The organism is Terracoccus luteus (assembly GCF_003635045.1).
Taxonomy (GTDB): Bacteria; Actinomycetota; Actinomycetes; order Actinomycetales; family Dermatophilaceae; genus Terracoccus; species Terracoccus luteus.
Window position 1 is genome coordinate 3,645,020 of the sequence record NZ_RBXT01000001.1, and the last position, 18,828, is coordinate 3,663,847.

Sequence of the window (18,828 nt, forward strand, 5' to 3'; positions counted from 1 at the left end):
GTCACGCCCCGTCGAGAGGGCGCGTAGCCCCCGTCGAGAGGGCGCGTGGCCCCCGTCGAGTGGGCACGGCCGGCCCCTGAGGCCCGCCGCTCAGCCCTCGTAGCGCTTCAGGAAGTCGATGATGAAGGGGGCGGCGTCGGTCGTGCCGCTCTCACCCTCCTCGTTGTAGGCGGCGACGGCGATGTCGCCCGTGCCGGCCACCATCCACGCGTGGGTCCGCGGGGGGTTGGTCGTGCCGAACTCGGCGGTGCCGGTCTTGGCGTACTGCACCCCGACCTGGGCCAGCACCTTGCCCGACCCCTCCGTGACGACGGCCCGCATCTCCTGCTTGAGCACGGCGGCCTCCGCCGGCGTCAGCGGCGTGGCGGGCGCCGGCAGGGCCGGGGCCGACTCGACGAGCGTCGGGCGCACGGTCTCACCCTTCATCACCGAGGCGACGACGAGCGCCATCGTCAGGGGCGAGGCCTCGACGCGACCCTGACCGATGAACGACGCGGCGTGCTCGACGACGTCGTCGGTCGGCGGCACCGAGCCGAGGAACCCGGTGAAGGGCAGGTCGAGCTTCTCGCCCACTCCGAGCGACTGCGCGGCGGAGATGAGCTGGTCCTGCGACACCTTCCGGTACTGGCTGATGAAGGCGGTGTTGCACGAGTAGGCGAGCGCGGTCTGCAGCGGGATCTGTCCCAGCTTCGCGGTCGGGTAGCCGGTGTAGTTGCCGAAGCGACGCCCGTTCACGGTGAGTGTCGGGGTGCACGACAGCGGCGTCTGTGCGGTGGCGCCCTGCCGCACGAGGGCGAGCGAGCTGATGATCTTGAACGTCGAGCCGGGTGGGTTCTTGCCCGCCAGCGCCAGCGTCGAGCCGTTCGCGCCCGGCCCGACGGCGGCGGCGAGCACCTCACCCGTCGAGACCCGCACGGCGACGAGGGCGGTGGGCCGCTCGGTCTGCTCGGCCAGGGCCGCCTCGGCGGCCGTCTGCGCCTTCTGGTCGAGGCTCAGCTCGAGCGGGGTGCCGTCCTTGCTCGCCTCGGCGAACACCTCGCGGCGGTCGACGACGCTGCCGTCGGCGCCCGTCGTCACGGCCTGCACCGCGAGCCCGGGGGTGCCACGCAGCTGCCCGTCGTAGCGGTACTGCAGCCCGTTCTGTCCGACGTCGTCACCGGCGGCGAGCACGCCCTTGCTGTCCTTCACCTGCTCGGCGGTGGCCTCGGCCACGGTGCCGAGCACCGGGGCGGCCCACGTGCGCGTGGGCCCGAGCTGGCGCAGCTCGGGCTGGCGCAGGGCGCCGTCGACGGCGTCGATGCGGGCCACGTTCCTCGTCAGCGCCGGGTCGGTCCGGCGCAGCGTGAGACCGGGCACGAACGCCTTGGCCCCGGCCGTGGCCACCTTCTTCGCGAAGGCGTCGGGGTCGATGTCGAGGATGCCGGCCAGTGCCTTCGCCGACGCCGCGGCCTGCGCTCCCGACACCCGGGTCTTGTCGATGCCGACGACCGTCACCTCGCGCTCGGTGACGATCGGCTGCCCCAACGCGTCGACGATGTCGGCGCGCTTCGGCCACGTGCGCGAGAGGCGCAGCGTCTCGTCGGCCTGTAGCTGCGGGGCGACGAGCGAGGGCGACCACGCCACCTGCCACGCCCCGTCGACGAGCGTCATCGAGGCGGTCGTGTCGTAGGTCCAGTCCTGGCCGGTCTTCGCGACGTCCCACGTCGCACGCAGCGTGGCCTTCGCCGTGTCGGCGCCCTCGTCGCGGGTGACCGACGTCATCGTCACGGCCGGCTTGAGCCCGCCCATGCCCTCGTACGCGTCGGTGACGAACGTCGACGCCCCCGCCGGGGTCGATCCGCTGAGCGGCACCCCCGCGAGGTCACCCTTGGCGAGTCCGGCCGCGAGCGCCTTCGCCGGGTCGGACGGGTCGGGGTCGCTCTCGAAGAGCGAGCAGCCCGAGGCCACCGAGACGGTGAGCACCGACGCGAGGGCGAGGGTCGTCGTGGCACGGCGGGGGCGGTGGGTCATGCGCCCCACCGTAAGGGCCACGGCTGTCGGCATCCTCACGACGACGACGACGTCGCAGCCGTGACGATGCCGTGAGGATGCCGGGTCGCGGGCTCCGCGCCGCGCGCGCTCAGTGCGGGGCGAGGTGACCGGCGAGCCGCTCGTGGCGGGCGCGGCTGGCGGGGTCGAGACCGGTGATCGTGACCGTCGTGCCGCGGGCGGCGTAGCGGGTCGTGATGGCGTCGAGGGTGGCGACGGTGGAGGCGTCCCAGACGTGCGCGCGCGAGAGGTCGATGACGACGTTCGCGGGGTCGGCGGCGTAGTCGAACTGGGTGACGAGGTCGTTGCTCGAGGCGAAGAACAGCTCGCCCTCGACGGCGTAGACACGGGTGTCCTCGTCGGGGTGGGCCACCTCGACGACGCGGGTGAGGTGGGCGACCCGGCGGGCGAAGAGCACCATCGCGACGAGCACTCCGACGACGACCCCGATGGCGAGGTTGTGGGTGACGACGACGACGGCGACGGTGGCGACCATGACCGCGGTCTCGCTGAGCGGCATCCGGCGCAGCGTGGACGGGCGCAGGCTGTGCCAGTCCATCGTGCCGACCGAGACCATGACCATGACGGCGACGAGGGCGGCCATGGGGATGACCGCGACGACGTCGCCGAGGCCGACGACGAGCACGAGCAGGAAGACACCGGCGAGGAAGGTCGAGATGCGGGTGCGGGCCCGAGAGGCCTTCACGTTGATCATCGTCTGGCCGATCATGGCGCAGCCGCCCATCCCGCCGAAGAAGCCGGTGACGACGTTGGCGACGCCCTGGCCCCACGACTCGCGCGTCTTGTTCGACGGGGTGTCGGTGACGTCGTCGACGAGCTTCGCCGTCATGAGCGACTCCATGAGGCCGACGAGGGCCATCGCGAGGGCGTAGGGGGCGATGGTCTGCAGCGTCTCGAGGGTGAACGGCACGTTCGGCACGAGCAGCGTCGGCAGGCTCTCGGGCAGGCGGCCCTCGTCGCCGACGGTCGGCACGGCGAGGGCCGTGAGCACGGTGACCGCGGTGAGGGCGACGATGGCGACGAGCGGCGCGGGGACGACGGTGGTCACGCGCGGCAGGAGGACGATGACGGCGATGCCGACGGCGACGAGCGGGTAGACCGCCCAGGGCACGCCCACGAGGTGCGGCACCTGCGCGAGGAATATGAGGATGGCGAGGGCGTTGACGAAGCCCACCATGACCGAGCGCGGCACGAAGCGCATGAGCCGGGCCACCCCGAGCAGGCCGAGCACGACCTGCAGCAGGCCGCCGAGGATCACGGTCGCCAGGAGGTAGTCGAGGCCGTGCTCCCGCACGACCGGCGCGATGACGAGGGCGACGGCACCGGTGGCGGCCGAGATCATGGCCGGCCGGCCGCCGAGGAAGGCGATCGAGACGGCCATGGTGAACGAGGCGAAGAGGCCGACGCGGGGGTCGACCCCGGCGATGATCGAGAACGAGATCGCCTCGGGGACCAGGGCGAGGGCCACGACGAGGCCGCCGAGCACCTCGGTGCGCAGGCGGGCGGGGGAGCGGAGCGCGGCGCGCACCGACGTGACGTCGGCGTCGGCGCGGGGGCGGACGGCTGTGGACATGGGGCCTTCTGTGGGCTGGGGGCGCGACGGGGCGCACCGAGGGACGGGGACGTCGGCGGACGTGCGGGGAAGTGAGGGTGGACGGGGCCGGTGGGCCGGTGGGCCGGTGCGGCCGCTGTGGCCGCGTGGGTCGGTGCGTCGCCGGCGGGCGGCGGATGGGTGCCGGGTCCGCTCAGGGAGCGGTCTCGGACGTCAGCTGGTCGTGGAACGCGCGGGCGGTCTGCACCCGCTGCTCGAGGGTGTCGAGCTTGTGCTCGACGAGGCTGCGGTAGGTGTGCACCCGCTCGAGCAGCTGCGTCCGGGTGCGCTGGGAGAGCCGCGGTGACGCGAGGCGGTCACGGACCTCGATGAGGTCACGCATCTCGTCGAGGCTGAAGTCGAGTGGCTTCATCTGCTTGACGAGCAGCAGGCGCTGCACCGCGGCCTCGCCGTAGAGGCGGAAGCCTCCGGGGCTGCGCTCCGACTCGGGCAGCAGCCCGACCTCCTCGTAGTGACGGATCGTGCGCAGGCTCAGGCCGGTTCGCTCGGCGACCTCACCGATCTGCATGAGACTCGTTGCGGTCGAACGGTTCTCGCGCACGTGGTCCTCTCGGCCGGGAGTCGGGCATGGCCCTGTCGTGCGGCCGTGGTCGACGTTCATGCCGGCCGTCGCAAACCCTACCCTCACGTGAGGGTAGGGTCCAACTCGGGCCAGCGGGACGGCATCCGTGGGGCGGCTCTGCGTCAGCCGCGGGCGGGGTGCCACAGCTGCACCGAGGCCACCGGGACCCATCCGGCGCCGAGGAAGGCACGCAGGGCGCGGGCGTTGCCCGGGGCGCAGGCCGCGACGACCACCTCGCCCTCGGGCACGAGCGTGAGGGCGGCGGCGGCGAGGTCGGCGCCCACGCCCTCGTGGCGCGGGTCGGCCTCGACGCCGACCTCGGGGAGGCCGCCGATGCCGCGCGAGAGCGTGACGAGGGTGTGGTCGTCGACGGCGACGTGGCCGAACGTGGCCACCTCGCTGCGCACCGACGTCGCGTGCTGGGCGCGCGGGTGGTTGCGCAGGTCGCTGCGGGGCACGAGGCCGGGTTCGCCGCCGACCCCGCCCGCGACGAGGACGATGTCGAGCGCGTCGATCCACCCGGTGCCGGCGAGGCCGGCGACGAGCCGCGGGCCGCTCGCGCCGCCGAAGCCGTTGCCGCCCAGGGCCTCCACCTGCTCGGCCGTCACGTCGCCGCCCACCGCGAGCAGCGCGTGACCCGTCATCGCGAGCACGCCCTCGACCCCGTCGCGCCAGGGGGCGACCCGCTCGACGACGCCGTCGACGGGCGGGAAGTCGCCGTTGGCGGCACGGGTCAGGGCCTCTGCGATGGGGTGCACGGCCCCATCCAACCGTCGTCGCCTCCCGTTCGCCGGGGCGTCCGCGCAGCGACCCCTCCGGGACCTGCCCGTGGCGTAGGTTGACTGCATGTCCCGACCGCACGCGGCCGCCCTCATCGAGGATGCCGTCAACGCCCAGGTCGAGCGCGTGCTGCGCGGGCGGGGCTGGGGCAACCGGGTCATCACCCACATCGGGTACGGCTCGACGTCGTTCGTGCGCGTCTTCGCCCGGGTCGTGCTCGGACGCCGAGGCGCTGCAGGCCCGCCCGAGCGCCAGGACGCCACCGGCGCGCTCGCTCCCTCGGAGTCGGAGCGCGGCTGGCGGGTCTTCGTGCAGGCCAAGGCCAGCCACGTCCCGGTCACGGTGACCATCGGCGAGCGCGAGATCTACGCGCGCAGCGACCGTGGCGGCTACATCGACCTCGTCGCGACCGACCACGGGCTGCCGCCCGGGTGGCAGCAGGTCGTCGTGCGCGCCCAGAACGCCGACCCCGTGGCGGCCGACGTCTTCATCGTCGGCGACGACGTGACGTTCGGCCTCGTCAGCGACATCGACGACACCGTCATCACGACGTCGCTGCCGCGCCCCCTCATCGCCGCGTGGAACACCTTCGTGCGCCGGGGCAACTCGCGGCACGCGGTGTCGGGTATGGCCCCGATGTACCGGCGGCTGCTCAGCGCGCACCCGGGGGCGCCCACGGTCTACGTGTCGACCGGGGCGTGGAACACCGCCCCCACCCTGACCCGCTTCCTCGCCGAGGGGGGCTACCCCCTCGGGCCGCTGCTGCTCACCGACTGGGGGCCGACCAACACCGGCTGGTTCCGCAGCGGTCTCGCCCACAAGCGGCAGTGCCTCGACCGGCTGGCCCGCGACTTCCCCGGCATCCGGTGGCTGCTGGTGGGCGACGACGGCCAGCACGACCCGAGCATCTACGCCGACTTCGTCGAGGCCCGCCCCGACGTCGTCGAGGCGGTCTGCATCCGCCAGCTCTCGCCGACCGAGCAGGTGCTCGCGCACGGCCTCCAGCTGATCGACCTCCCGTCGCGCCCGGCGATCCGCTCGGTGCCGACGTACACCGCGCCCGACGGCCACACGCTGCTGCGGCTGCTCGACGAGGCCGGTTCGGTGGGCCCGCCCGTCGCGGCGGCGGAACAGCCCTCGCGACCCGGGCTCGAAGGGGTCCGCCCCGACGTGGCCCCCCGGCATCCGCGCGATCTGGGAGGCTGACGCCATGCCCGAGCTGCCCGAGGTGCAGGCGCTCGTCGACTTCCTCGCCGAGCGGACGGACGGCCTCGCCGTCACAAAGGTCGAGCTCGCCTCGATCAGCGTGCTCAAGACGTTCGACCCCGCGCCGCAGTCGCTCGAGGGCGCCCCGGTCGACGGCGTGAGCCGGCACGGCAAGTTCCTGGACATCGACGTCGACGGCACGCACCTGGTCTTCCACCTCGCCCGCGCCGGCTGGCTGCGGTGGAGCGACCAGCTGCCTGCGACGGTCGTGCGCCCCGGCAAGTCGCCCATCGCGCTGCGGGTGCGCCTGTCCGACGGGTCGGGGTTCGACCTCACCGAGGCCGGCACGAAGAAGTCGCTCGCCGCCTACATCGTGCGCGACCCGGCGGAGGTGCCCGGCGTGGCCCGGCTCGGCCCGGACCCGCTGGCCGACGACTTCACGCTGGACCGCTTCCGCGAGCTGCTGGCCGGCCGCCGCACCCAGATCAAGGGGCTGCTGCGCGACCAGGAGTTCATCGCCGGCGTCGGCAACGCCTACAGCGACGAGATCCTGCACGTCGCGAAGCTGAGCCCGTTCGCCATCGCGGGCACACTCGCGCCCGAGGTCGTCGAGCGGCTCTACACCGCGCTGCGCGAGACGTTGAAGAGCGCCGTCGCGACGGCGTCGGGCAAGCCGGCCAAGGAGCTCAAGGACGCCAAGCGCGCCGGCATGCGGGTGCACGCCCGCACCGGCGAGGCGTGCCCGGTGTGCGGCGACGTCGTGCGCGAGGTCTCGTTCGCCGACACCTCGCTGCAGTACTGCGCGACGTGCCAGACCGGAGGCAAGCCGCTCGCCGACCGGCGCATGTCCCGCCTCCTCAAGTAGGCCCCGCCCCCGCCCCCGTCGAGAGGCCAGATAGACCACGTCGAAAGGCCAGATAGACCCCGTCGAAAGGCCACTTCGCGTCGGCCTCAGCCGGATGCCGGGCGGCCCCGACACCGTCGAGTGGCCAGTTCCCGACAGCGCGAGCCGGATGCGGGGTGGCACCGACATCGTCGAGTGGCCACTTCGCGTCGGTGCCAGCCGGAGGCCGCACCGCCGACGACGTCGCTCTGCGGGCACTCCACGCGTGACCACTCGCCGGGGTCTACGCGCCCTCTCGACGGGGGGTGGGCGGGGAGGGGGCGGGCCGGCATCCGGACTGCGACGCGAGCGATTCGTCGACCGGGGAACAGATCAGGCAGGCTGAGAACTTGCAGGGAATGCACGTTTCGATGTCGATGTCAGGAGTAGCCGTGCCAGAGACCCACCCGCTGCCGCAGGCCGAGGGGCCCGCGACCGACCGGACGGGTTCGACACCCAACCTCCCGCCGGGAGCGGGGCGGCTCATCGCGCTGCTCGTCGGCTCGGCGTTCGTCGTCATCCTCAACGAGACCATCATGAGCGTCGCGCTCCCGCGCCTCATGGAGGAGTTCTCCATCGAGGCGACGACGGCGCAGTGGATCACGACGGCGTTCCTGCTGACGATGGCCGTCGTCATCCCCGTGACCGGCTACCTCATGAGCCGCTTCACCCTGCGGGCCCTCTTCACCGTCGCGATGTCGGTCTTCACCGCCGGCACCCTGCTCGCGGCGCTGGCGCCGACCTTCCTCGTGCTCGTGCTCGCCCGCGTCCTGCAGGCGTCGGGCACCGCGATCATGATGCCGTTGCTCATCACGACGGTGCTCAACGTCGTGCCGGCCGAGCGCCGCGGACGCATGATGGGCACGATCTCCATCGTCATCTCGGTCGCGCCGGCGATCGGCCCGACGATCTCGGGCGTCGTGCTGCAGCAGCTGAGCTGGCGCTGGATGTTCTGGATCGTCCTGCCCATCGCCGCGCTCGCCCTCACCCTCGGCCGCGTGTGGGTCCGTGACCTCACGACCCCGGTCCGTGTGCCGCTCGACGCCCCGTCGGTCGTGCTCTCCGCCCTCGGTTTCGCCGGCTTCATCTACGGACTGAGCAGCATCGGCGAGAGTGCCGCGGGCGAGGCGCTGCTGCCGCCGTGGATCCCGCTCTCGATCGGGGCCGTCGCCCTCGTCGCCTTCGTGTGGCGCCAGCTGCGGCTGCGCGAGCGCGCCCTGCTCGACCTGCGCGCCTTCTCGTCGCGGCCGTTCTCGGTCGCCGTCGGGCTCGTCGTCGTGGCGATGATGTCGCTCTTCGGCACGCTCATCCTGCTGCCGATCCTGCTGCAGGGCACGCTCGGCCTGACGACCCTGCAGACCGGCCTCGTCCTGCTGCCGGGCGGTGCCGTCATGGGTCTCATGGCCCCGCTCGTCGGCCGCGCCTTCGACCGGGTCGGCCCGCGGCCCCTCGTGGGGCCGGGCGCCGTCCTCACCAGCGTCGCCCTCTGGTGGATGAGCACCTTCGGCGTCGGCACGACCGCCGGAACCGTCGTCGCCGCGCACGTGACGTTGAGCATGGGCATCGCGCTGATGTTCACGCCGCTGCTGACCTCGGCGCTGGGCTCGCTGCCGCAGCACCTCTACTCCCACGGCAGCGCCATCGTCAGCACCGTTCAGCAGGTGGCGGGCGCCGCCGGCACCGCCCTGTTCATCACCGTCATGACGCGGGGGGTGGCCGCGGCGGGCGGCGACGGCAGCCCCTCCGCAGCGGCCGGCGCCACGGCATCCGGCGTCCAGGACGCGATGCTCTGGGGCGCCGTCATCTCGACCGTCGCCGTGCTGCTGTCGCTGGCCGTGCGTGGCGGCCCCGGCGGGACGCACGACACGCAGCGGTCGGATGCCGACGTGGTGGCCTCGCGTGACGACCACCCGGTCGAGGTCGCGCAGGCCGGCTGACCGCCCCCGCAGACCTTCACCTCGGCGGCCGGACGTGCAACGTTCGACCGCCGACGTGTGTCTGGATGGTCATGAGCACCCGCCGCCGTCTCCTGCCCGCCCCCGCCGCGATCGCCGTGATGGCGGCCGGGCTCGCGCTCGGCGCGTGCGGCCAGCCGACCTCCGCCCCCGCCCCGGGAGCGGCGAGCGAGGTCGGGGCGACGACGCAGGAGGGTTCGAGCGTGCCCGCCGGCCCGGCGGGGACCGACGCCCCGACCGCCACGCTGGGCCCGACGGCATCCCCGACGGCATCCCCGTCGGTGGCCCTTCCTACGGTGGCGACGACGAAGGTCGGTGACCTCACGTTGACCGCGTCGATGGCGCGGGTGCTGCACGGTGTAAGTGACGTCAGGGGCACGCGGCAGCGGCCGGGTCTGCAGGTCGAGTACACCCTCGTCAACGGCGGGAGGCAGTCGCTCACGGCGTACGACCTCGTGCCCGCGCAGCTGGGCTCCGGCACCCTCGGCGACGTCGACCCCGAGCACGCGTGGGTCTACGCCGCCGACGGCGTCGTGCGGCTGAGCAAGCAGGCCTTCGACCCGGCGCCCAACGTGCGCTTCGCGGCGCCGCCGGTCACGGGGGCTCGCCCGCTGCCGGCCGGGGCGACCCTGACGGGCCGGGCGTGGGCGCCCTGGCCGCCGGTGCTCGACGTGCCCGGGACGACCTTCACGGCTCCCCGCGGACCGCTCCCGACGGATGCCGGGTCGTGGCAGTTCTGCGTCCAGGTGACCGGTGGCGCCGAGCAGGTCGGGCCGGCCCCCGACGCGGTGGGCGGCCGGGAGTCGCCGTCGACCGCGAGGGCCCGGGCCCCGCAGGGCGACGAGCTCGTCTGCACCGACCCGGTACCGCTGCCGACCCCCTGACCCACGCTCCGGCGCCCGACCCGCCTGGCCCCTGCCCGGGCCCATCCCTCCCGTCGAGAGGCCGATTGGACACCGTCGAAAGGCCAGTTGCCGACGCGGAAAGCCGTCACGAAGTGGCCACTCGACGGGATGTGGCGACGTGACGGGACGTGGCCCGTCGCCGGGAACTGGCCTTTCGACGGGGTCTAGGTGGCCTCTCGACGGGGGAGGCGGGCGGCGAGGGCGGTGCGGCTGCTCTCGAGGTGCTGCGCGAGGACGCGGGCGACCGCGTCGGCGTCCTTCTGCGCGAGGGCGTCAACCACCCGCTGGTGCTCGTCGTTCATGACGGTCGGGGCGGCGTGCTGGCTCAACATCCAGGCGAGCCGACCCGCGACCGGCTCGACCACGGCCGCGAGCACGGGGCTGTCGGCCAGCTCGACGAGGACGTCGTGGAACTCGGCGTTACGGGCCACGGCCTGCGCCGTGAGACCCGCGCGCCCCAGCCGGTCGGTGTCGTCGACGACCGCCTGCAGCCGGGCCAGGTCGTCGTCGGACACCACCTCGACGAGCCGCCGGGACAGCACGTCCTCGAGAGCCGACCGCACCTCGAACAGCATCGCCACCTCGGCGGCGTCGAGGTGTCGCACGACGAGCCCCCGCGGGGGCCGCTGCTCGGCGAAACCCTCGCGCTCGAGCGCCTGCAGGGCCTCACGGACGGGCACCCGCGACACCCCGAGCCGCTCGGCCAGCCGCCGCTCGACGAGCCGGTCCCCGGGGGCGAGCTCACCGTCGACGATGAGCTGCCGCACGGAGCTCGTCACCGACGCACGCAGCGACGGCGCGGCATCCGATGCCGGTGAGAAGACCATTGACGACCCCCTGAGGTTGGTATACCAATACGGTACCGCGCCCGGCGCCGATGCCGACGACGTCCGGGGCGGCCACGACAGGAGCCCCACCATGTGCCTGCACGACCACGACGCCGTCGACGCCAAGCCCACGTCCGCCATGACCCGTCGCGGGGTGCTTGGGGCCGCCTCCGTGCTCGCCGGGGTGACGGCGGTCGGCGTGGCCGGGGTGGCGGGGGCGGGTTCCGCGGCCGCCGCCGAGACCGACGCCACCGCAGCGCGCTACCCCGGGCGCCCGACGACCGTCGCCCCCCTCGTCATCGAGGGCGGCTCGCTCGTCGACCCCCTGACGGGCCACGTCGTCGAGGATGCCGTCGTGGTGCTGCGAGGCGGCAAGGTGCTCGCTGCCGGCACGCGCGCCGCCACCCGGCACGCCGTGGCCGCGGTCGGCCCGGGCGCCCGTCGCATCGACGTCACCGGTCGGTTCGTGCTCCCGGGCCTCGTCGACGTGCACGTGCACGCCAACGCCCTCGCCGACGCCAAGGCGCTCCTGTCGGCGGGCGCGACCTCGGTGCGCAGCGGCTCGTCGTCGTTCTACCAGGACGTCGCGATGCGCTCCCTGCCGACGTGGGCCCCCGGGCTCGCGCCGCGCATGCGGGCGGCGGGCATGTTCGTCTCGCCGCTGCTCGGTGACTCGGTGCTCGCCGACCCCGACCTCGCCCCGCTCGCGGCCCTGCCGACCGGCATCCAGTCGAAGCAGGACCTGCGCTACCTCGTCAAGGTCAACCTCTCGCGCGGGGTCGACGTCATCAAGACCCGGGCCAACCCGCGCGCCGGGCTGCCCGAGCAGGACCCCACCGAGCTCGTCTACGACAAGGAGCAGTTGTCGGCGGTCGTCAACGCCGCCGCGGGGCGTCCGGTGCTGTGCCACGCCTACAGCGAGGTCGGCATCGACGGGGCCGTGCGGGCCGGGGTCAAGAGCATCGAGCACGGCGTCTTCGTCGGCGACGCGACGATCGACCGCATGCAGGGGCTCGGCACGAACTTCACCCCGACCATGTCGGCCATCGTCGGGCTGCTCGAGTCGCCCGACCCCGTGCTCGCGGCGCGCGGCCGCGAGTACGTGCCGGTGCTCAAGGCGGCCGTCAAGGAGGCGCACGACCGTGGGGTCACCGTCGTCGCGGGGACCGACTCGTTCGGCACCGACGTCGACCCGATCGGCAAGGAGATCCGCCTGCTCACCGAGGCCGGGCTCAGCCCGCTCGACGGACTGCGTGCCGCGACGACGAGCGCCGCGCGCCTGCTCGGCTGGGAGCAGCAGGTCGGCCGCCTGCGCCCGGGCTCGCTCGGTGACGTCGTCGTCACCTCCCGCGACCCGCTCGCCGACGGTGGCGCCTGCGAGGCGCTCGACCTCGTCGTCGCCCAGGGTGTCGTCGTGCGCGACGACCTCTGACGGGCCCGGCGCCGCGGCGTCGATGCCTCGCTCGACGTCGCGGCGTGACGCCCGGAACGTCCAGCACGCCCGGCTCTACACCCCTTTGGCGAGCTGGCGCCATGGACCTGCCTGCACGCGGCGGGTGGAGCCAGCACCCCAATCCGCGGGGGCGGGCCGGCATCCGTTGACCGCGTCACGCCCGGCCGACGATGCTGGCGAACGCCCGCAGCCGGTCGCAGCCGTCGACCGTCGGGTCGGAGCAAGGGGGAGCGCCATGAGCGCCCAGGACGACTCGGTCATCGCCCACCTCGACGTGCTGCACGAGATGCAGCTGGAGGGCATGGGCGCCGAGGAGCGCGTCGACTGGCAGACGAAGATCACCCAGGTCAAGGCCGACTACGAGAAGGCCCGGGCGATCGAGAAGAGCGACAAGAGCGACGCCGACCAGCGCAAGCGGGCCAAGGACGTCGGTGACGCCATCGCCAAGGCGGCGCCGGCCGTCACCAAGAGTGTCATCGCAGCCGTCGCGGCGTTCAGGAAGGGGGATGCCGTCACCGGCTCGGCCGAGCTGATGGACATCGTCGCGTCCCTGGCCCCCCTCGTCAGCACCGTCCTCAGCGCGGCCGGTCCCGAGGTGGCCCTCGTGGGGGCCCTGTTCTCCGTCGTGGCACAGATCCTGCGGTGCTTCGGGCCGAAGCAGGAGTCGGAGGGGGCCACGTTCGAGAAGCTGCTGCGTCAGCTCGAGTCGCAGACGCAGGTGCGCGACATCAAGCAGGTGCACGACCAGGTGCTCGTCGACGCGGTCGTCATCATGCAGCAGTCGTCCACCCTCCGGGTGCTCGCGGCGCACGAGCCCCGGACCCACGCCGACTACACCCACCTGCTCGCCGAGCTCGAGGCCTGTCAACGGGCGCTCGACGGCACGAGCCCGTTCAAGAACGCCAAGACCTTCCAGAGCTGGGGCGTCGTCGAGTACCTGCGCTCGCCCGAGAACCAGGACGTCGACCTGTGGCCGACCGTCCTCGGACTGTTCTGCAAGACCTACGCCGACCTCGTCTCGTCGTCGATGACCCTGACCCTCATGGCCCACAGCGACGACATGGCCACCCTCATGGCCTCCGTCGACCCCGGGTCGGCCAACCCGTTGGGCGCCGACGACAAGCGCGACCTCGAGAAGGCCCTCATCTCGATCCGCGGCATCGCCGAGGCGAGCAAGCAGGCCTACGAGGTCGCCAACGCCCTCGTCCTCGACAAGCTGAGGGAGCTGAGCGGGACCGCGCAGCGGTGGGGCCTGTTCACCCACATCGGCACCAACCACTCCTTGTGGTTCGTCAGCGGTCCCGGCAAGGTCAAGCGCGGCGAGTGGGTCGACCGGAGCGACCGCAACTACTTCCACGACGTCGTGCTCGCCGAGGACGCCGGTTCGCGCATCGAGAAGGGCGACTCGTCGAGGACGTTCGACTTCACCCCTCGACACCACTGCTTCGTCCTGAAGTCGTCGAGCAGCAGCTACCCCGGCTCGAACCACTGGGTCGACCACGGCTGGGTGCGCACCGACACCCTCACCTTCGAGCGGTACCGCGACGTCCTCGACAACTTCGAGGCGGCCTTCACCGGCGCGTGGGTCGCCGGGCAGGACGAGCACGGTCTCGACGTCGTGGCCGGCTCCGGCCGCAACCCCGGCGGAGTGGGCAGCGTCATGCGCTGGACCCTGCCCGCCGCCGGTGACTTCGACGATAAGGCGCTGGAACGGGTCGACTGGTGGCCCCAGGTGCCGGCGCCCGTCACGGGCATCGGCGCGGTCTCGACGCCCCGCCACTCCGCGGCCGACCCCGACCAGCTCCTCGTCCCCGTCGAGCGCACCCCGTGGATGCTGTACGCCTCCCTCGAGGGGCATGGTGACCTCTACGTCAACGTCGACAACGCCGACCACCAAATGCCGGGGCCCGAGGGCTGGGCCGCGTGCTCCGGGGTCGCCGTCGACGACACCCACGTGTGGGTCCACCGACCGGAGGGCTTCGCCGTCGCCTCACACGCCTCGGTGCTCGCCCACCTCGCCGGCCGGCTCCCGTCCCCCCGCTGGCTGGCGGGGCCCGAGCTGGGCACCGAGCTGCTCGGCGACAACCTTTATCACGGGGATCCGGTGCCCGCGGGCAGCAGCATGACCCACGACGGGGAGTCGGTCACCCAGCCGCCGCCATTGCTCGGCGTGACGTCGTTCAGCGCCTGCGCCGACGGCACCGTCGTCGCCTCCGTGCTGCGTCGCAGCGTCGGCGTGGTCCGGGTGCCCTACGGCACCGGCCCGAGCGGCTTCGACCGGTGCGACTTCCGCGACGAGTGGACCATCCGCACCGCACCCGTCCAGGTCGACCTCGCGTCCGGGCGGGTCACGGCGGGCCAGTGGCTGCGCATCCCGGGCGAGGCCCGGCACGTGCAGAAGCTGCCGATGCCGGGGTGGGCGCTCTACGACAGCCTCGTCGCCCGACTGGCCTGACGTCGGACCTCGCGCGAGGGCGACGACGGGCTGACCACTCGAGGGGGGGCTCTCTGGCCCTTCGACGGGGGCTATTTGGCCTCTCGACGGGGGCTAGTTGGCCTCTCGACGGGGGAGGGGTGGCGCGTCAGAGGACGTGCGGGGTGCCCTCGCCCTCGAGCGGCTTGCCGGCGCTCTCCCACGCCTTCATGCCGCCGTCGAGGTTGGCGACGTCGTAGCCCTGCTGCGTCAGCCAGGCGACGGCGCGGCTCGAGCGGCCGCCGCTGCGGCACGTGACCGCCACCGTCCCGGCATCCGTGTCGGGCAGGTCGGCGAGCCGCGAGGGCAGGTCACCGAGGGGGATGTGCACGGCGTTCGGCGCGTGGCCGGCCGCCCACTCGTTCGCCTCGCGCACGTCGATGATGACGGCGTCGTCGGCCACCTCGGACACGGTCGTCGTGGGCTGCTCGCTCATGGCGCCAGTCTCGCACGCGGGTCGTGCGGGTCGTGCGGGTCGGGTGGGCCCGGCACTAGGTTGGGGCGGGTGAGAATCCTGTCCATCCAGTCGCACGTCGCCTACGGCCACGCCGGCAACTCGGCGGCCGTCTTCCCGCTGCAGCGCCTCGGGCACGAGGTCTACCCCGTGCTCACGGTGACCTTCAGCAACCACACGGGCTACGGCTCGACGCGCGGGCCGCTCATCGCGCCGAGCGACGTCGCCGCGGTGATCGACGGGGTCGAGGAGCGTGGCGCGTTCCCCGACATCGACGCGGTGCTGTCGGGCTACCAGGGCGCCGAGGCCGTCGGGCAGGTCGTGCTGGATGCCGTGTCGCGGGTCAAGGCGGCCAACCCCCGGGCCGTCTACTGCTGCGACCCCGTCATGGGTGACGTCGGGCGCGGCTTCTTCGTCCGCGAGGGGATCCCCGAGTTCATGCGCGACGAGGTCGTGCCGCAGGCCGACATCGTGACGCCGAACCAGTTCGAGCTCGAGTACCTCGTGGGCTATCCGGTCACGACGTCGGCCGAGCTGCTCGCCGCCGCCGACGAGCTGCGGGGCCGCGGGCCGTCCGTCGTGCTCGTCACGAGCACGCTCGTCGACGACACGCCCGAGGGGAGCATCCAGCTCACCGCCGTCACGGACGACGGGGCGTGGGTCGCGACCACCCCGCTGCTGCCGATGACGGTGCAGGGCGGTGGCGACGTCACGGCCGCCCTCTTCCTCGCCCATTTCCTGACAGACGGGGCGAAGACGGCGCTCGCGCGCACGGCCGGGACGATGTTCTCCATCCTCGAGCGCACCCACGCCGCCGGCTCGACCGAGATGCTGCTCATCGACGGCCAGGACGCGATCGCCTATCCGCCGACGAATGTGGCCATCGCCACGCTTCGTTGAGCCTTTCACGACCCGAGACCGGCTCCGACCGGTTATGCTTCACGAGCGCCGTTCCGCATGACCACCCCTGACCGTGCGGAACGGCGCTTTTTCATGCCCCCCAGCGGTTTCGGCCACGGTGCGGACGACCGCCAGGGCTCGCCGGCCGGTCGTCAGCGGCGGCCGAAGACGACCTGCTGGTCGATGGCGTAGGTGAACGCACCCTCCGAACGGGCGTCCGTCGCCTCCGTCGTGGTGCGCTCGAGACGCGTGCTGACCCAGCCGGTGAGCGACATGCGGGCTTCGCCGGTGGGCACCTCGAACCAGGCCGTGATCGTGGGCGGCCGGCCCTCGAAGGCCTGCTCGACGACGAGCTGCCGGGGCAGGTAGGTCGTGCCCGCGACGGTGAGCTTGGTGCCGAACGAGAAGTAGCTGGTGTCGTACGTGGCCTCACGGGGGTCCGGCCCGCCGGTGCGGTAGGTCGTCAGCTCGGTCGGGGTGATGACGGCCGTGACCCACGTCCGACCGGCCGCCGCACGGCCCTCGACCCGGCGGCTGGAGGCCTCGCCCGCCGGCGGAAGCGTGGTCGTGCGGGTCAGCGTCGTCGTGCACGTGAACGCCTGGCGCCAGCCGGATGCCGTCCCGCTCGGGGCCGTGACCGCGGGGCACTCCCCGGCCGCGGAGGTCGCCAGCCCGTCGTCGGGGGCGTCCGCGACCCGCGGCGAGGCCGACGGCGTGGGCCGTGCGGCCGGTGCGGACGTGGCGGATGGGGCGGGGGCCGAGGTCGAGGGCGTCGACGTGCGGGTGGGCGACGGGGCCGAGGTGCTGCGGCTCGCGCTCGGCGTGCCGGTGGCGCGCGTCGTGGCCGGGGCGGTCGCCGACGGGCGGCTCGTGGTGCGGGTGCCGCTCGGGCGGGCGGTGGCGGTCGAGACGCCTTCACCCCGGGGGGCGGGCAGCGTGTCGCCGAAGAAGGCCGGCGTGCCGTCGGCGCGCACCGTGCGCAGCTCGGGGTCGGGCTGGGCGTGCGGCTGGAAGTCGCTGCCGCCGGTGCCCGCGGACGTCGTGCCGGTCGTGTCGGCCGTGCCGGTCGTCGTCGCCGTGGTCGACGTCGCGGTGGCGGAGCCGCCACCCCGGGCGAGCACGAGGCGCACGCCCCCGCCGGAGCCGGGAACCGCGTCGACGGGGTGGCTCTGCCAGCTCGTCTCGATGTCACCGGCCACCCGCACCGGTCCGCAGAGGATGCGGTTGGCGACCTCGCCCGCGTCGTCGACCTGCAGGAAGCAGCCGGAGTCGAGGGCGAAGGTCGCGGCCCGGCCGCTGTTGGCGATGGCGCCGCGCCACGTGGACTCGAAGCCGGCCAGTGACTGCTGGGCGTCGACGAGACGCGTGCCGTCGAAGCGGAGGTCGCCGTCCGTGGGCACCGACGTCCCCACGCAGGCTGCGGTGCTCGCCGTCAGCACGACGGCGCCGGCGATCGACAGGGCTCTGTGGGTGCGGTGCATGTCTCTCCAGCGATCGAGGGACGACGTCCGCCGGGGCGACCACGCACTGCGTCGGCTGCAGGTCGTGGGTGACCCGGCGAGGGGGTCGGATCATGGGGTTCGGGGCCACCCGGCATCCGGATTGGGCGACCCGACCTCGTGACACGTGTCAACGGGCACCGGTGACGGCGGCTCATGGTGGCGCCGTCGGCGCCTTCCTAGCGTTATGGCATGAGCACAGACACCGTCATCCAGGTCGACGACCTCCGGGTCGACTACGGCGCCACCACCGCCGTCGACGGCGTGAGCTTCTCGGTGCGCCGCGGCGAGGTCTTCGCCCTCCTCGGCACGAACGGGGCCGGCAAGACGACCACGCTCGACGTGCTCGAGGGCTACCGCGAGGCGACCGCCGGCAGCGCCACCGTCTTCGGTCTCGACCCGGTCTCCGGTCGCGACCGCCTCGCCCCCCGGCTCGGCATCATGCTCCAGGACGCGGGCTTCTTCGAGACCCTGACCGTGCGTCAGACCGTCACCGCCTGGCGCCGGTTCTACCACCGGCCGCGCTCGCTGGAGGAGACCCTCGGCCTCGTCGGTCTCGGGCACCGCGCCGACACCCGGGTCGCCTCCCTCTCCGGTGGAGAGCGTCGCCGGCTCGACCTCGGGCTGGCCCTGCTCGGCCACCCCGAGCTGCTCTTCCTCGACGAGCCGACGACGGGCATGGACCCCGAGGGCCGCCACCAGAGCCTCGAGCTCGTGTCGCAGCTGGTCCGCGAGGGCCTGACCGTCGTGCTCACCACGCACTACCTCGAGGAGGCCGAGCAGCTCGCCGACCGCGTCGCGATCATGCACCGCGGCACCCTGCGTCGCCTCGGCACCCTCGAGCAGGTGCTCGCGGAGTCCGGCGACTCCCGCATCACCGTGGGCCTGCCGACCGAGGCGGCGGCGTTACTGCCCACCGACCTGCACGCGACCGTCGCGCCGCGCCACGGTGGGTCCCACGTCGAGATCCGCACCGGCGACCCGGAGTCGGCCCTGCGCCGGCTGCTCGCCTGGGGCGAGGCGCACGGCATCCCGATGCCCGACCTCGAGGTGCGCCGCGGCAGCCTCGAGGACGTCTTCCTGGCGCTGCCCGACGAGGACGACGCCGCCCGGATGCCGGGTGGTGGCCGAGCCGGTCACGGCTCCGGTGGCGCCCGTCCCGACGACCGCGTCGGCGACACCCTCTCCTCCCGGCGCGGACGACGTCCGTCCGGGGACCCCGAGCGCGACGTCCGCGTCGCCGCCAGCCTCACCTCGACAGGAGCCTGAC

The 18,828-nt window shown here is 73.4% G+C and carries 15 protein-coding genes; 8 read left to right on the plus strand and 7 right to left on the minus strand.

From position 1 onward, the window contains the following. Positions 1-90 precede the first annotated feature (90 nt). From DFJ68_RS16420 to DFJ68_RS16435, 4 genes are all read right to left on the minus strand, one after another. A complete protein-coding gene (locus DFJ68_RS16420) occupies positions 91-2,010 on the minus strand; it encodes a penicillin-binding transpeptidase domain-containing protein (RefSeq protein WP_121034653.1) in 1,920 nt (639 codons plus the stop codon). 109 nt (positions 2,011-2,119) lie between these two features. Then, positions 2,120-3,622: a SulP family inorganic anion transporter gene (locus DFJ68_RS16425; RefSeq protein WP_121034654.1), complete on the minus strand. Its 1,503-nt coding sequence runs from the start codon at positions 3,620-3,622 to the stop codon at positions 2,120-2,122. Positions 3,623-3,794: 172 nt separating this feature from the next. After that, positions 3,795-4,169: a MerR family transcriptional regulator gene (locus DFJ68_RS16430; RefSeq protein ID WP_121034655.1), complete on the minus strand. Its 375-nt coding sequence runs from the start codon at positions 4,167-4,169 to the stop codon at positions 3,795-3,797. Positions 4,170-4,345: 176 nt separating this feature from the next. Beyond that, positions 4,346-4,981, minus strand: coding sequence for an N-acetyltransferase (locus DFJ68_RS16435; protein WP_121034656.1), 636 nt, complete (start codon positions 4,979-4,981; stop codon positions 4,346-4,348). An 88-nt stretch (positions 4,982-5,069) separates the two neighbouring features. On the opposite strand from DFJ68_RS16435, the gene DFJ68_RS16440 reads away from it, so the two are divergent. The 4 genes from DFJ68_RS16440 to DFJ68_RS16455 all read left to right on the plus strand — a co-directional run bounded on the left by DFJ68_RS16440 (position 5,070) and on the right by DFJ68_RS16455 (position 9,931). Next, the gene (locus tag DFJ68_RS16440; protein WP_121034657.1) at positions 5,070-6,209 is read left to right on the plus strand and encodes an App1 family protein; all 1,140 of its coding nucleotides are present in this window, start codon (positions 5,070-5,072) and stop codon (positions 6,207-6,209) included. A 4-nt stretch (positions 6,210-6,213) separates the two neighbouring features. Further along, positions 6,214-7,074, plus strand: a complete 861-nt coding sequence (locus DFJ68_RS16445; RefSeq protein ID WP_121034658.1) for an Fpg/Nei family DNA glycosylase — start codon at positions 6,214-6,216, stop codon at positions 7,072-7,074. A 389-nt stretch (positions 7,075-7,463) separates the two neighbouring features. Then, on the plus strand, positions 7,464-9,029 hold the full coding sequence (locus tag DFJ68_RS16450) for a DHA2 family efflux MFS transporter permease subunit (RefSeq protein WP_211333405.1): 1,566 nt from the start codon (positions 7,464-7,466) through the stop codon (positions 9,027-9,029). A 71-nt stretch (positions 9,030-9,100) separates the two neighbouring features. Further along, entirely contained in the window at positions 9,101-9,931 is an 831-nt protein-coding gene (locus tag DFJ68_RS16455; RefSeq protein WP_147431632.1) for a hypothetical protein, read from the plus strand. A gap of 185 nt (positions 9,932-10,116) precedes the next feature. Here the strand turns inward: DFJ68_RS16455 and DFJ68_RS18165 are convergent, their stop codons facing one another. Further along, positions 10,117-10,779: a GntR family transcriptional regulator gene (locus tag DFJ68_RS18165; protein WP_170165805.1), complete on the minus strand. Its 663-nt coding sequence runs from the start codon at positions 10,777-10,779 to the stop codon at positions 10,117-10,119. 91 nt (positions 10,780-10,870) lie between these two features. On the opposite strand from DFJ68_RS18165, the gene DFJ68_RS16470 reads away from it, so the two are divergent. Together DFJ68_RS16470 and DFJ68_RS16475 are read left to right on the plus strand one after the other, a co-directional pair. Beyond that, positions 10,871-12,211: an amidohydrolase family protein gene (locus DFJ68_RS16470; protein ID WP_121034660.1), complete on the plus strand. Its 1,341-nt coding sequence runs from the start codon at positions 10,871-10,873 to the stop codon at positions 12,209-12,211. Positions 12,212-12,467: 256 nt separating this feature from the next. Then, the gene (locus DFJ68_RS16475; protein ID WP_121034661.1) at positions 12,468-14,687 is read left to right on the plus strand and encodes a hypothetical protein; all 2,220 of its coding nucleotides are present in this window, start codon (positions 12,468-12,470) and stop codon (positions 14,685-14,687) included. Positions 14,688-14,814: 127 nt separating this feature from the next. Here DFJ68_RS16475 and DFJ68_RS16480 read toward each other — a convergent pair whose 3' ends face one another. Next, positions 14,815-15,141, minus strand: coding sequence for a rhodanese-like domain-containing protein (locus DFJ68_RS16480; protein ID WP_121034662.1), 327 nt, complete (start codon positions 15,139-15,141; stop codon positions 14,815-14,817). A 69-nt stretch (positions 15,142-15,210) separates the two neighbouring features. Here DFJ68_RS16480 and pdxY point away from each other — a divergent pair, with 69 nt between their 5' ends. Beyond that, on the plus strand, positions 15,211-16,059 hold the full coding sequence (pdxY, locus tag DFJ68_RS16485; protein ID WP_121034663.1) for a pyridoxal kinase PdxY: 849 nt from the start codon (positions 15,211-15,213) through the stop codon (positions 16,057-16,059). 152 nt (positions 16,060-16,211) lie between these two features. Here pdxY and DFJ68_RS16490 read toward each other — a convergent pair whose 3' ends face one another. After that, on the minus strand, positions 16,212-17,540 hold the full coding sequence (locus DFJ68_RS16490; RefSeq protein WP_121034664.1) for a hypothetical protein: 1,329 nt from the start codon (positions 17,538-17,540) through the stop codon (positions 16,212-16,214). 210 nt (positions 17,541-17,750) lie between these two features. Between DFJ68_RS16490 and DFJ68_RS16495 the strand changes: the two genes are divergently transcribed. Beyond that, entirely contained in the window at positions 17,751-18,827 is a 1,077-nt protein-coding gene (locus DFJ68_RS16495; RefSeq protein WP_121034665.1) for an ABC transporter ATP-binding protein, read from the plus strand. Position 18,828 lies beyond the last annotated feature (1 nt).